The sequence below is a fragment of the Amycolatopsis vancoresmycina genome (assembly GCF_000716785.1).
GTDB lineage: Bacteria > Actinomycetota > Actinomycetes > Mycobacteriales > Pseudonocardiaceae > Amycolatopsis > Amycolatopsis vancoresmycina.
In genome coordinates this window covers 290875-303076 of record NZ_JNYY01000008.1, presented here as the reverse complement: position 1 = coordinate 303076, position 12202 = coordinate 290875, and the positions used below count along the sequence as shown (strand labels likewise).

15 protein-coding genes are annotated in these 12202 nt (G+C 71.8%); 6 read left to right on the top strand and 9 right to left on the bottom strand.

Annotated elements, in window-relative coordinates:
- Positions 1-21: 21 nt before the first annotated feature.
- Positions 22-864, top strand: a complete 843-nt coding sequence (locus OO60_RS21210) for an NUDIX domain-containing protein (RefSeq protein ID WP_003074363.1) — start codon at positions 22-24, stop codon at positions 862-864.
- Here the strand turns inward: OO60_RS21210 and OO60_RS21205 are convergent.
- The 3 genes from OO60_RS21205 to OO60_RS21195 are packed head-to-tail and all read right to left on the bottom strand — an operon-like array spanning position 861 to position 3296.
- On the bottom strand, positions 861-2000 hold the full coding sequence (locus tag OO60_RS21205; protein ID WP_003074361.1) for a glutamate--cysteine ligase: 1140 nt from the start codon (positions 1998-2000) through the stop codon (positions 861-863). The genes OO60_RS21210 and OO60_RS21205 overlap by 4 nt on opposite strands.
- Before the next feature lie 10 nt (positions 2001-2010).
- Positions 2011-2532 (bottom strand): hypothetical protein, encoded by a 522-nt coding sequence (locus OO60_RS21200; RefSeq protein ID WP_033261930.1) that lies wholly within the window; start codon positions 2530-2532, stop codon positions 2011-2013.
- Entirely contained in the window at positions 2529-3296 is a 768-nt protein-coding gene (locus tag OO60_RS21195; RefSeq protein WP_004558610.1) for an alpha/beta hydrolase, read from the bottom strand. The genes OO60_RS21200 and OO60_RS21195 overlap by 4 nt, the downstream gene beginning before the upstream one ends.
- A 212-nt stretch (positions 3297-3508) precedes the next feature.
- Here OO60_RS21195 and OO60_RS21190 point away from each other — a divergent pair, with 212 nt between their 5' ends.
- Complete coding sequence (locus OO60_RS21190) at positions 3509-4270, top strand: lysophospholipid acyltransferase family protein (RefSeq protein WP_033261929.1); 762 nt, start codon at positions 3509-3511, stop codon at positions 4268-4270.
- Between the two features lie 17 nt (positions 4271-4287).
- Complete coding sequence (locus OO60_RS21185) at positions 4288-4776, top strand: polyadenylate-specific 3'-exoribonuclease AS (RefSeq protein WP_004558612.1); 489 nt, start codon at positions 4288-4290, stop codon at positions 4774-4776.
- Here the strand turns inward: OO60_RS21185 and OO60_RS21180 are convergent.
- Complete coding sequence (locus tag OO60_RS21180) at positions 4748-5446, bottom strand: TetR/AcrR family transcriptional regulator (RefSeq protein WP_004558613.1); 699 nt, start codon at positions 5444-5446, stop codon at positions 4748-4750. The two genes, OO60_RS21185 and OO60_RS21180, sit on opposite strands and share 29 nt — an antisense overlap.
- Positions 5447-5515: 69 nt before the next feature.
- On the opposite strand from OO60_RS21180, the gene OO60_RS21175 reads away from it, so the two are divergent.
- The gene (locus OO60_RS21175; protein WP_004558614.1) at positions 5516-6625 is read left to right on the top strand and encodes an FAD-dependent oxidoreductase; all 1110 of its coding nucleotides are present in this window, start codon (positions 5516-5518) and stop codon (positions 6623-6625) included.
- Between the two features lie 171 nt (positions 6626-6796).
- On the opposite strand, the gene OO60_RS21170 is transcribed toward OO60_RS21175, so the two are convergent.
- Positions 6797-7879 (bottom strand): 3-deoxy-7-phosphoheptulonate synthase, encoded by a 1083-nt coding sequence (locus OO60_RS21170; protein ID WP_004558615.1) that lies wholly within the window; start codon positions 7877-7879, stop codon positions 6797-6799.
- Between the two features lie 282 nt (positions 7880-8161).
- Here OO60_RS21170 and OO60_RS21165 point away from each other — a divergent pair, with 282 nt between their 5' ends.
- Complete coding sequence (locus OO60_RS21165; protein ID WP_004558616.1) at positions 8162-9187, top strand: 6-phosphofructokinase; 1026 nt, start codon at positions 8162-8164, stop codon at positions 9185-9187.
- A 53-nt stretch (positions 9188-9240) separates the two neighbouring features.
- Here OO60_RS21165 and OO60_RS48200 read toward each other — a convergent pair whose 3' ends face one another.
- From OO60_RS48200 to OO60_RS21155, 3 genes are read right to left on the bottom strand one after another with little or no spacing between them, the layout of a single operon-like run.
- A complete protein-coding gene (locus tag OO60_RS48200) occupies positions 9241-9363 on the bottom strand; it encodes a hypothetical protein (RefSeq protein ID WP_276204619.1) in 123 nt (40 codons plus the stop codon).
- A 42-nt stretch (positions 9364-9405) separates the two neighbouring features.
- Positions 9406-10842: an aromatic amino acid ammonia-lyase gene (locus OO60_RS21160; RefSeq protein ID WP_004558617.1), complete on the bottom strand. Its 1437-nt coding sequence runs from the start codon at positions 10840-10842 to the stop codon at positions 9406-9408.
- Between the two features lie 36 nt (positions 10843-10878).
- Positions 10879-11361, bottom strand: coding sequence for a group II truncated hemoglobin (locus tag OO60_RS21155; RefSeq protein WP_004558618.1), 483 nt, complete (start codon positions 11359-11361; stop codon positions 10879-10881).
- A 63-nt stretch (positions 11362-11424) separates the two neighbouring features.
- Here OO60_RS21155 and OO60_RS21150 point away from each other — a divergent pair, with 63 nt between their 5' ends.
- Positions 11425-11751 carry a winged helix-turn-helix transcriptional regulator gene (locus OO60_RS21150; RefSeq protein WP_004558619.1) on the top strand — a complete coding sequence of 109 codons (327 nt, stop codon included), beginning with the start codon at positions 11425-11427 and terminating at the stop codon, positions 11749-11751.
- A 3-nt stretch (positions 11752-11754) separates the two neighbouring features.
- Here OO60_RS21150 and OO60_RS21145 read toward each other — a convergent pair whose 3' ends face one another.
- Positions 11755-12054 (bottom strand): ArsR/SmtB family transcription factor, encoded by a 300-nt coding sequence (locus tag OO60_RS21145; protein WP_004558620.1) that lies wholly within the window; start codon positions 12052-12054, stop codon positions 11755-11757.
- Positions 12055-12202: the final 148 nt, after the last annotated feature.

The following is a 12202-nucleotide window of genomic DNA, read 5'->3' as shown; positions in this document are numbered from 1 at the left end:
AGAGTGTGACAGGCTGGGGCCGTGAGTCCGCCGTCCGCGAGCGTCTTCGTCCGCTGCTCCTGCGGGCACCTGCACTGGGGCCGCTACGGTGCCGCCGGCCTGCTGCTCGTCGATCCCGCCCGGGGTGTCCTCCTGCAGCGCCGGGCCTGGTGGGTGCACCACGGTCGCACCTGGGCGCTGCCCGGTGGGGCCATCGAAGCGGGCGAGACCGCCGTCAAAGCGGCGGCCCGTGAAGCGTTCGAAGAGGCATCCGTTCCGGCCGAGGCCTTTCGCGCGGTCTCGGCGTCCGTGGTGGACCATGGGAACTGGAGTTACACCACCGTCCTCGCCCTGGCCGATGGCGCCGAGGCCCGGGTCGCCAACACCGAAAGTGCGGAGGTGCGCTGGGTGGATCCCGACGACGTCCCCGGTTACCCCCTCCACCGCGACTTCGCCGCCGCCTGGCCGGGCCTTCGGGACCGCGTCGGGCAGGAGCTCGTCCTGGTCGTCGACGGCGCCAACGTCGTCGGCTCGCGGCCCGATGGCTGGTGGCGTGATCGGCACGGGGCCGCCGAACGCCTCCGCGACCAGCTCGCCGAGCTCGCGCGCCACGGCGTGGCGGACCCGGACCACGCCACCGTGACCTGGTGGCCGCGGATCATCCTGGTCGTCGAAGGCAAGGCCAAGCACGTCACGCCGACGCCCGGGGTCGAGGTTGTCGCCGCGGACACCGACGGTGACTCGAAGATCGTCGAGGTCGTCGCGCAGCAGAAGGCGCGGGTCCTGGTCGCGACGGCCGACCGGGAGCTCAAGCGGCGCGTCGAAGCCCTCGGTGCGTCGATCCTCGGCCCCGGCACCCTCCGCACGCGGCTGGACGCGCTCTAGTCCTTCGCGATCCCGTCGCGCATCTCGGCGACCAGCGACGCCACGACGGCCTTCAGGCTGCCCTTGTGCCGCTCCGCCACCGCGCGCTGCCGCCGGTAGCTCGGCCCGTACCGCAGGATCATCTCGACGTCCCGCAGCTCGGCCACGCAGTCCAGCCGCCTCGCCACCGGCTCCAGCCGGTCCAGCAGGTCGGCCACGTCGTCGGTGACCAGGCGTTCGCGCCCGGCCGCGTCCAAGATGATGATCGCGTCCGTGCCGTAGCGGGCCGCGCGCCACTTGTTCTCCTGGACGTGCCACGGCGGCAGTGTCGGGAGGATCTCGCCGTCTTCCAGGCGCTCGACGAAGTCGTCGACCAGGCACTGCGTCAGCGCCGCGATCGCGCCGACCTCCTCCAGCGTCGGCAGGCCGTCGCAGACGCGCATCTCGATCGTGCCGAGCTTCGGCGACGGCCGGATGTCCCAGCGGATCTCCGAAAAGCTGTCGATCACGCCCGTGGTGAACATGTCCTCGACGTAGCTCTCCAGCTCCGCCCACTTCCGGAACTGGAACGGCAGCCCGGCCGTCGGCAGCTGCTGGAACATCAGCGCCCGGTTCGACGCGTACCCGGTGTCCTCGGCGCCCCAGTACGGCGACGACGCCGACAGCGCCTGCAGGTGGGGGGCGTAGTTGAGCAGCGCGTCGAGGACCGGCAGCACCTTCTCGCGGTGGTCGACCCCGACGTGGATGTGGACGCCGTAGATCAGCATCTGCCGTCCCCACCACTGGGTCCGGTCGATCAGCTTGGCGTAGCGCTCCTTGTCGGTGACCTTCTGCTGGTACCAGTTCGAGAACGGGTGCGTCCCGGCCGAGAACATCTCGACGCCGAGCGGGTCGGCGACGCCGTGCACGACGTCGAGGGAGTCGTTCAGGTCGGCCTTGATCTCGCCGATCGTGTCGCAGACGCCGGTGATGATCTCGATCGTGTTGAGCAGCAGCTCCTGCTTGATCTTCGGGTGCTCGGCCTGCCCGTCGGGCCGGACGGCTTCGAGGATCTGCTCGGCCACCGAGGACAGCTCGCCGCTGCGGCGGTCGACCAGGCCGAGCTCCCATTCCACGCCGACGGTCGATCGCCGCGAAGGGCTGAACTCGATGTGCATCGCCGCGCGGTCAGACCTGGGCGCCGTTGGTGGGGTCCGCGCCGGGCGGCGGACCCTGCCGGACGCGCAGCAGCAGCAGCGCGATCGCCGTCGCGAGCGCGAGGATGCCCAGCGGCGTCGCCACCGTCGGGCCGACGCCGATCGCGCCGGGCAGGATCAGCAGGAACAGCCCGGCCAGGAACAGCAGCAGGATGAGGAACGCGCCCATCTTCGGCCGGGGCAGCGGCGGCGGCTCCGGCGGGACGTAGTGCTCGTCGTCGTCCGCCGGGTCGTCGGAAAACATCGTGGTGTCCCACGTCGTGCCCCCGGAGCGCCAGCCGGGCTCCGGCGGCGAGTCCACGGCGGGTGGCTCGGCGGGCCGGTCCGGCGCCTTGCGCGGCTCGGTCCCCGCGCCGGCCCCGGTGGCGCCGGCGGCGTCCGCGGTGTCGGCGGTGTCCTCTTCGGGGAGCCCGAACCCGCCGGCCCGCAGGTCGGCGACGATCTCGGCGAACGTCGCGTCGACGTCCTCCGGCCCGTCCTTCCCCCGGCTCATGCGGTCTCCTCCGGCTGGGCGGCGTGCGCCTTCGCGAACTCGACGCTGCGCGTGAAGATCACCTCGGCGTCGTTGTCCTGCGTCGCCACGTGGTAGCTGTTCTCCAGCACCACCTCGGTGACGTCCGTGCTCGAGACGCCCTGCAGCACCAGCTGCGAGTTCACCGGCTCGACGACGTGGTCGACCGACGAGTGCAGCAGCAGCACCGGCTGCGTCACCTTCGCCAGGTCGGCGCGGACGACGGCCCACAGCTTCGCCAGGCTCGCGGCGGCCCGCACCGGCGTGCGCGGGTAGGCCAGCTCCGTCTCGCCCGGTTTCTTGATGTCGTTCGCGATCGCCGGCACCGACGGCACGATCTTCCCCAGCACCGGCAGCAGCTTGGTGTCCCACTTCAGCCGCGTCACCGACGGGTTGACCAGGACGATCCCGGCGATCCGGTCGCCGAACTCCTCGGCCAGGCGCAGGGTGAGCGTGCCGCCCATCGACAGGCCGCCGACGAAGACGGTCTTGCACGTCGCGAGCAGGGCGAGCAGCGCCTCGCGGACGGCGCCGTACCAGTCCTCCCACGTCGTGCGGTTGAGGTCCGGCCAGCGGGTCCCGTGGCCCGGCAGCAGCGGGCAGCGCACCGTGAACCCGGCTCCGGCCAGGTGGTCACCCCAGGCCCGCATGCTCGCCGGGGTACCGGTGAACCCGTGGCAGAGCAGGAACCCGGTTTCGGCCGAACCGGTGTGGCCGAACGGTTCCGCGCCGGCGAGCACGCCCATGCGATCGCCTTCCGTGTGAGCGGGGCAGTCCCTCCATGCTCTCACGCCCGGCGGACCTTGTGGGGCTCCGCCCGGGCCCGGAATTCGCTGTGAGATCGATCGCTGCCGAAGTGGTAACCGGGTGGTCTGCGTTGTGCGGCGGCCACCGGTGTTCGTAGGCTGTTCGTCTCGGGTGAACAGGGGCTGCGCTGCGATGGAGGACTGAGGCACCGGTGCTGTACTGGCTCATGAAGTGGGTATTCATCGGACCGCTGCTCAAGACGCTGTGGCCGACGAAGGTCGTCGGCGCGGAGAACATCCCCGAGACGGGCGGCGCGATCCTGGCCGGCAACCACCTGGCGGTCGCCGACTCGTTCTTCATGCCGCTGCGGGTCAAGCGCAAGGTGACCTTCCCGGCCAAGTCCGAGTACTTCACCGAGCCCGGCTTCAAGGGCACGCTCAAGAAGTGGTTCTTCACCGGCGTCGGCCAGTTCCCGATCGACCGGTCCGGCGGCAACGCCGCGCAGGCCGCGCTCGACACCGCGATCCGCCTTGTCAAGGCCGGCCACCTGCTCGGCATCTACCCGGAGGGCACCCGGTCCCCGGACGGCCGGCTCTACAAGGGCAAGACCGGCGTCGCCCGGATCGCCCTGGAGTCCGGCGGCGTCGTGGTCCCGGTGGCGATGATCGGCACCGACAAGGTCAACCCGATCGGCTCGAAGATGTGGTGGCCGCGCCGCCTCGAAGTCCGCTTCGGCAAGCCGCTGGACTTCTCGCGCTACGAGGGTCTGTCGGGTGACCGCTTCATCGAGCGGTCCATCACGGACGAGATCATGTACGCGCTCATGGAGCTGTCGGGCCAGGAGTACGTCGACATTTACGCGGCGAAGGCGAAGGAACTCCTCGCGGCCGAGGCGGCCGGCGTGAAGCCGAAGGTGCCTGCTCAACCGGCCGCTCGCGACGCCGCCCGGGTCCCCGATTCCAAGGTCGGCTGACCCACTACTGTTCACCAGTGCGTTTTTTCTACGACACCGAGTTCATCGAAGACGGCGTGACCATCGATCTGGTGTCGATCGGAGTGGTGGACGAACGCGGCCGCGAGTTCTACGCGGTGTCGACGGAGTTCGACCCCGCTCGCGCGGGCGCCTGGGTCCGCGACAACGTCCTGGACAAGCTGCCCTCGCCGGCGGACCCGGCCTGGCGGAGCCGGGAAAAGATCCGCGCCGACCTGCTGGAGTTCTTCGGCAAGCCGCCCGGCGGCATCGAACTGTGGGCCTGGTTCGCGGCGTACGACCACGTGGCGCTGGCTCAGCTCTGGGGCCCGATGCCCGCCCTGCCGCGGCAGCTGCCGCGGTTCACCCGCGACCTGCGTCAGCGCTGGGAGGACGCCGGGAAGCCGAAGCTCCCGGCCGCCCCCACCGACCAGCACGACGCCCTCGCGGACGCGAAGCACAACCTGGCCCGCTGGGAAGTCATCGAGGAGTACTTCCCCCGCCGCTGACCCGGGCGGCGATGCCGTCGAGCAGGAACTCGAGACCGATCCGGAAGGTTTCGCCGGCGTCCAGGTGCGGGCCGTCGCGGACCATCGACTCCACCGCGGGGAACCGTCCCGAGGCGAAGGTGCGCTCCAGGTACGGCCCGTAGGCGGCCTGCCACTGCCGCTTGTCCAGCCCGCTGCTCCGCTCGGCCCGCCGCTCGCCGATTTCGCGGCGCACCGCGCCGATCACGTACGCGTTGACCGCGGAGATCGCCGGCACGGCGGTGCCGAGGTCGAGGTCCTGCAGCCCGGTGAGCACGGCGTTCCCGCTGGCCAGGGTGTGCGGCCCGAGCTGCGGCCGCCCGCCGAGCAGGTCGGCGAGCCATTCGTGCCGGTGCACGGCTCGCCGGACGGTTTCGGCGTGCGAGCGCAGCACCTCGCGCCAGCCGTCGCCGTCCGGCCGGATCCCGGCGTAGACGGCGTCGACCATCAGGTCGAGCAGCTCCTCTTTGGTGTCGATGTAGCCGTACAGCCGCATCGGCCCGACGTCCAGCGCGCCGGCGACCTTGCGCAGCGACACCGCGTCCAGGCCGTCCGCGTCGGCCAGCCGGACCGCCGCCCGGACGATCGCCTCCCGGCTCAGCGGCGCCGGCGCCGGCCGCTCCGGCGGTTCGGGTCGTTCCCACACGAGCATGCCGCGGACGATACATCGCCTGTTGCGATACAGTGTATCGAGAGATACAGCGTATCGAAGGGGACGACGATGACCATCGCCATCATCGGAGCGGGCATGGGCGGCCTGGCTCTGGCCCGGGTGCTGCACGTGCACGGCGTCGACTCGGCCGTGTACGAGCGCGAACCGGCGCGCGACGCGCGGGACCAGGGCAGCATGCTCGACATCCATTCGGGACAGCGCGCGCTGCGCGAAGCCGGGTTGCTCGACCGGTTCTTCGCGATCGCCCGCGGCGAGGGCCAGGACATGCGGCTGCTGCAACCGGACGGAACCCTGCTGCTGCAGGAGGACACGCCCGACGACGCCCCGCTCCTGCGCCCCGAAGTGGACCGCGCGGACCTGCGCGACCTGCTGCTCGATTCCCTGCCCGACGGCGTGGTGCACTGGGGACACGCGTTCGAGTCCGCCGCGGACGGCGTGCTGCGCTTCGCCGGCGGCCGCAGCACACCGTACGACCTGCTGGTCGGCGCGGACGGCGCGAACTCCCGCGTCCGCCCGCTGCTCACCGACGCCCGCCCGGCGCACCTCGGCCAGAACGCCGTCGAGCTCGGCATCCCCGACATCGACCGCACGCACCCGGGCCTGGCGGCCATGGTGGGCCGCGGCAACTACTGGGTCTTCGGCGACGGGATTTCCCTGGCGGCCCAGCGCAACGGCGACGGCAGGGTCCGGATCGGCATCAGTTTCTACAACACACCGGAGGACTGGTTCGAGACGAGCGGCATCCGCTTCGACGACCCGGCGGCGGCCCGCGCCCGGCTGATCGAGCTGCTCCCGGGCTGGGACGCGGGGATCACGGCTTTGATCGAGGCGTGCGACGACCGGGTGGTGCCCCGGACGCTCACCACGCTCCCGGCGGGCCTGCGGTGGGAATCAAAGCCGGACGTGACACTGGTCGGCGACGCGGCGCACCTGATGCCTCCGGTGGGGGAGGGGGCGAACATGGCCCTGCTGGATGGCGCGCTGTTGGCGTTGGCATTGGTCGCTCACCCGGCCGATTACGCGGCGGCGGTCGAGGAGTACGAGCTGGAGATGTTCGAGCGAACCGGTGCGGCGGCGCGGATGTCGGCGGAGATGCAGGAGCTGCTGATGTCCCCGGATGCGGCCCAGCGGCTGTTGGAGTTCTTTCAGCCGGGCTGAGTTCGGGGTCGTTGCGCTGGGAGTTGAGGGGCCGATCCGGCCGGGCGGGAGAAGCCCGGCCGCCGCGATCCGAAAACTGTCGGTGCCCACCGGTAACGTAAAAACCGGGGATCCCCCGGGCGGGGACCCCCAGCCGGCGCGAACGCCGCCGGGGCCCCGCGCCCGGGCTCCTTACCGCCGCGCCCGCACCGCCGAAGCGAGCTCGTCGAGCAGCGGCGCCGTGTCGTCCCAAGCCAAACAGGCGTCCGTGATCGACTGCCCGTACGTCAGCTCCGCCGCGTGCCCCAGCGACAGCTCCTGCCGCCCACCGGCCAGGAAGCTCTCCATCATCAGCCCCGCGATCCCGCGCTCACCGCCGGCAAGCCGCTCCGCCAGCTCGGAAACCACCACCCCCTGCCGCACGTGGTCCTTGCCGCTGTTCCCGTGCGAAGCGTCGATGATCACCCGCTCCGGCAGCCCCGCCTTCGCCAGCCGCGCCAAGGTGTCGGCGACCGTGGCCGCGTCGTAGTTCGGGCCGCCGTTGTGGCCGCGCAGGATCACGTGGCAGTCCGGGTTGCCCGCCGTCGTCAGCAGGGCCGCCAGGCCGTCGGTGTTGATGCCGGGGAACACGTGGCTCGCCGCCGCCGCTCGGGTGGCGTCGATCGCCACCTGGACGTCGCCCTCCGTCGAGTTCTTGATGCCCACCGGCATCGACAGCGCGCTGCACAGCTGGCGGTGCACCTGGCTGGCCGCCGTCCGCGCGCCGATCGAACCCCACGTCACGATGTCCGCGATGAACTGCGGCGTGATCGGGTCGAGGAACTCGCAGCCCACCGGCAGGCCGAGCGCCGACACGTCGAGCAGCAGCTTGCGCGCCATCCGCAGGCCCTTGTTGACGGCGAACGTGCCGTCGAGGTCCGGGTCGTTGATCAGGCCCTTCCAGCCCAGCGTGGTGCGCGGCTTCTCGAAGTACACGCGCATCACGATGTGCAGCTCGCCGCGCAGCTCCTCGGCCTTCGCGGCCAGCCGGCGGGCGTAGTCGAGGGCCGCCTCGGGGTCGTGCACCGAGCACGGGCCGACCACGACGAGGAGCCGGTCGTCGCGGCCCTCGAGGATGTCGACCGTCTCGGCGCGACCGTGTCGCACCACCTTCGCGACGGCGGCGTCGACCGGATGGTCTTCGCGCAGCAGCGCGGGCGAAATGAGCGGACTGATCGACGTGGTGCGCGCCGCGTCGAGGTCGCCGATGGTGGCCGGTCCGGCGGAGAGCGTCATGGCGGGGGTGTTCCTTCCTGGTGGACACCGACCCGCGGGGGACTCGCCGAGCCGGTTTCGAAATCCGGCTCGGGGTGGGAGTCAGCGCAGGTTCACGCCGCCGTGCCCACCCGGGGCCGGCTTCGTAAACCAGAAATAGCGCTGCACGCAGTCAACGTAGCACAGCCCGGACGCGGACCGATCCGGCAGGTGGTACGGGCTGCACCGATCAAGACGTGAGCCGCTACCCTGGCGTCTGACGAAATGTGACTGTCATCTCCCGAGAACAGACGGAGGCTTCTCATGCGTGTCGGTGTGCTGACCGGCGGCGGCGACTGCCCGGGGCTCAACGCGGTGATCCGCGCGGTGGTGCGCAAGGGCATCGAGGTGCACGGCTGGGACTTCGTGGGCTTCCGCAACGGCTGGAACGGCCCCCTCACCGGCGACAGCCGCCCGCTGGGCCTGAACGACGTCGAGGACATCCTCACCCGCGGCGGCACCATCCTGCGGTCCTCGCGCACCAACCCGTACAAGGTCGACGGCGGGGTCGACAAGATCAAGCAGGTCCTCGCCGACCAAGGTGTCGACGCGCTGATCGCGATCGGCGGCGAGGACACCCTCGGCGTCGCGAAGCGGCTGACCGACGACGGCGTCGGCGTCGTCGGTGTCCCCAAGACGATCGACAACGACCTGGGCGCCACCGACTACACGTTCGGCTTCGACACCGCGGTCTCCATCGCGACCGAGGCGATCGACCGGCTGCACACCACGGCCGAGTCGCACCACCGCGCCCTCGTCGTCGAGGTCATGGGCCGGCACGCCGGCTGGATCGCGCTGCACTCCGGCCTGGCCGGCGGCGCGAGCGTGATCCTGGTGCCGGAGCGGCACTTCAACGTCGACCAGGTCGTCTCCTGGGTCGAGCGCCGCTTCGAGAAGGAGTTCGCGCCGATCATCGTCGTCGCCGAGGGCGCGCTGCCCGAGGGCGGCGAGGAGAAGCTGCTGACCGGCGAGAAGGACGCCTTCGGGCACGTCCGCCTCGGCGGCATCGGCACCTGGCTGGCCGACGAGATCGCCCACCGCACCGGCAAGGAGTCCCGCGCGGTGGTCCTGGGCCACGTCCAGCGCGGCGGCACCCCGACGGCCTACGACCGCGTCCTGGCGACCCGCTTCGGCCTCAACGCGGTCGACGCGGTGGCCGACGGCGACTTCGGCGTGATGGTGGCGCTGAAGGGCACGGACATCGTCCGCGTGAAGCTGTCCGAGGCGACGGCCGAGCTGAAGACGGTCCCGGCCGAGCGCTACCAGGAAGCCGAAGTCTTCTTCGGCTGAGTTCTGCCGCCGAAGGGCCGCCTCGGGAAGTCCCGGGGCGGCCCTTCGCGCGTTCAGGGCCGTTGCCGCACGGCGTCGACGATGCCCTGGCTCACCACGCCGGCGACCTGGGCGCCGAGCCGCCGGGCGAGGTAGCGGTCGAAACCGCCGCGAACCGCTCGGGACGCGGTGATCACGTCCGCGCCGTCCCCGGTTTCACCTGGCGGATCGGGTTCACGCTAGATGCGGGCCAGCTCCGCCAGTACGCCGACGGCGGCGGCGATGTCCTCGGTCAGCGGCCGGTCGTCGACGCTCGGGTCCAGCACGGCCGACGCGGCGTCGAACGCGTCCCGCACCGGCAGCTCCACCAGGTCGGCCTCCCGCATCCGCAGCGCTCGCACCGCCGCCACCAGCTCGCACGCCAGCACCTGCTGGTACGCCGCACACGCCGCGGTCGCCGCGCGGGCCGCCTGGGTCGAGAAGCTCGCGTGGTCCTCGATGCCGCGGGACACCACCGCCGTGCCGAGGGTGGCCGGCAGGGCCGCCTGGCGCAGCTCCGTCAGCGCGTCGTGGGCCACGTACTCCAGGATCATCACGCCCGAGCTGCCCGGCGGCCCGGCCGCGAGGAACGGCCGCAGGCCGGTGAACTCCGGCTCCACCAGGTCACCGAGCCGCGCCACCGACAGCTCCGCCACCTGGTGCACCGTCGCCCGGGCCTGGTCCAGCGCCGTCGACACGTACGCCGTGTGGAAGTGCGCGTGGTGGTAGGCGTCGTTGTGGACCGTCGAGATCATCGGGTTCTCCGTGCTCGCGTTGATCTCGACGGCGAGCACGTCACGCAGGTAGTGGATCGCGTCCAGCGCCGGGCCCTGGACCTGCGGGAACGCCCGCAGCCCGAACGGGTCCTGGATCCGCCGCCCCGGCTTCGGCGTCTGGTGCATGCCCAGCAGCCGCCGCATCTCGGCCGCGCAGGCGACCTGCCCCGCGTGCGGCCGCGCCTCGTGCACCGGCGTCGCGTACGCCTCGGGGTTGCCGTCGAGGGCGACGTACGTCAGCGCCGCGACCGCGTGGCTCGCCCTGGTCAGGGTGTCCAGCCGCATCGCGGCGAGGGTCGCTTCGGCGAGCGTGGAGGCGTTGCTGCTCATGAACGCCAGCGCGTCGCCCGCCCGCACCGGCACCGGCGGCACGTGCCCGGTCACCCACGGCCGCTCGCCGGTCAGCGCCAGCGCCGCCTCGGCCAGCGGGGCCAGGTCGCCGGTGCCGATCGCGCCCAGCCGGTGCACCAGCGGCCGTGCGCCGGTGCGGACCGCTTCGGCCAGCGCGCCGATCAGCTCGGGGCTGATCCCGGACCGCCCGGCCAGCAGCTGGTTGAGCCGGATCAGCAGCATCGCCCGCACGTGCCCCGGCGGCATTTCCTCGCCGCTGCCGCCGGCGTGGCTGCGCAGCAGCCGCAGGCCGTGCTCGACGGAGCTTTCAACCGTGTCGTCCTTGTTGGCGCCGACGCCGGTGGTCCGGCCGTACACCACCCGGCGCGTGCTCAGTTCTTCGGCGAGCTTCCACGCGTGCTCGGCCGCGCGCAGCGCGGCGATCGAGACGTCGATGCCCAGCGGGCCCTCGGTGCGCGCCGCGGTGACGACGTCGGCGCAGCGCAGGGTCCGGCCGTCCACCCGGATCAACGGCAGCCCTCCTTTCCGGCTGCCCTCACTATGCGGTCAGGGCGACGGCGGCTGCCAGGGGGGCATCGGCCAGTCCCAGTGGGGGACGGGTTCGTGCGGGTTCGGCTCGGCGCCGGGCGCGGAGAAGACGACGGCCAGCCGGCTGCCCCATTCGAGGTAGCCCGCGAAGGCGGCGCGGAACTCGGGATCGCCGGGCAGGCCGGCCTCGTCGGCGGCGTCGAGCAGCAGGTTCACCCACCGGCGGCGCTGCTCTTCGGTGATCCCGCGGCCGAGGTGGCGGCCGACCATGTGGGCGTGGCCGCCGTGGCTCGCGGAGTACTCCGCCGGTCCGCCGAAGACCTCGCCGAGCCAGACCGCGACGTGCTCCGGGTGGTCCGGGTCCATGTCGCGGAAGACGGGCTCGAGCAGCGGGTCTTCGAGGACGTGGCCGTAGAAGATCGTCAGCAGCTTCACGAAGGCTTCGTGGCCGCCGGCCCAGTCGTAGAGGGTCGGCGTCGGCGGGGTTTCTGGCACGATCACCAGGCAACCAGGGGTGGCCCGGCCGGGCAACCACGTACTTTCCGGTGCGTAGGGGGAGTGGCGATGAAGCGGTACCACTGCGCGACGGAGTTGGCGGTCGACCTCATCGGCGGCAAGTGGAAACCGGTGATCCTGGCGCACCTGAAGGAGGGCGCGCACCGCTACGGCGAGCTGCGGCGCCGGATGCCGGGGGTGAGCGAGAAGATGCTGACCCAGCAGCTGCGCGAGCTGGCGGCGGACGGCATCGTCCGCCGCGAGGAGTTCGACGGCCGGGTCCCGCACGTCGAGTACCACCTGACGGCGGTGGGCGAGGAGCTGCGGCCCGCGCTGACGGCGCTGTACGAATGGGGCGAGCGCCGGGCGGCGGACCGGGGGATCACGTTCGGCTGACGCTCAGCTCTCGTCCAGCCGCCGTTCCAGCGCGTCGAGCCGGTCCGACCAGAACCGGCGGTAGGGCGCCAGCCAGGCGTCGACCTCGGCCAGGGGTTCCGGGCGCAGCGCGTAGCACCGCCGCTGCGCCGCGACCCGGACCGTCACCAGCCCGGCTTCGCGCAGCACCCGCAGGTGCTTGGACACCGCGGGCTGGCTCAGCTCCAGCTCGTCCACGAGCTCGCCGACCGAGCGCTCGCCGTCGCGCAGCAGGTCGAGGATGGTCCGGCGCCGGGGCTCGGCGAGGACGTCGAAAGTCCGCATCACCCCTGAAATGTGCTCCGCCGGGCATATTCCTGTCAAGGAATGTGGATCGACCATGGTCTGAACCATTGACCTAGTGGTCTAGTCCACTTACGGTGAGTGTGGTCCCCACCACTCCGGCACCGACGCCGTGAGTAATTCCCCGGAG

Bases quoted from the DNA above. Each gene is read 5' to 3' on its own strand.
- OO60_RS21145 (WP_004558620.1), bottom strand. From the start codon at position 12,054: ATGCGGACTTTCGACGTCCTCGCCGAGCCCCGGCGCCGGACCATCCTC.
- OO60_RS21180 (WP_004558613.1), bottom strand. From the start codon at position 5,446: ATGCTCGTGTGGGAACGACCCGAACCGCCGGAGCGGCCGGCGCCGGCG.
- OO60_RS21205 (WP_003074361.1), bottom strand. From the start codon at position 2,000: ATGCACATCGAGTTCAGCCCTTCGCGGCGATCGACCGTCGGCGTGGAA.
- OO60_RS21200 (WP_033261930.1), bottom strand. From the start codon at position 2,532: ATGAGCCGGGGGAAGGACGGGCCGGAGGACGTCGACGCGACGTTCGCC.
- OO60_RS21170 (WP_004558615.1), bottom strand. From the start codon at position 7,879: ATGACGCTCTCCGCCGGACCGGCCACCATCGGCGACCTCGACGCGGCG.
- OO60_RS21165 (WP_004558616.1), top strand. From the start codon at position 8,162: ATGCGTGTCGGTGTGCTGACCGGCGGCGGCGACTGCCCGGGGCTCAAC.
- OO60_RS21175 (WP_004558614.1), top strand. From the start codon at position 5,516: ATGACCATCGCCATCATCGGAGCGGGCATGGGCGGCCTGGCTCTGGCC.
- OO60_RS21195 (WP_004558610.1), bottom strand. From the start codon at position 3,296: ATGGGCGTGCTCGCCGGCGCGGAACCGTTCGGCCACACCGGTTCGGCC.
- OO60_RS21150 (WP_004558619.1), top strand. From the start codon at position 11,425: ATGAAGCGGTACCACTGCGCGACGGAGTTGGCGGTCGACCTCATCGGC.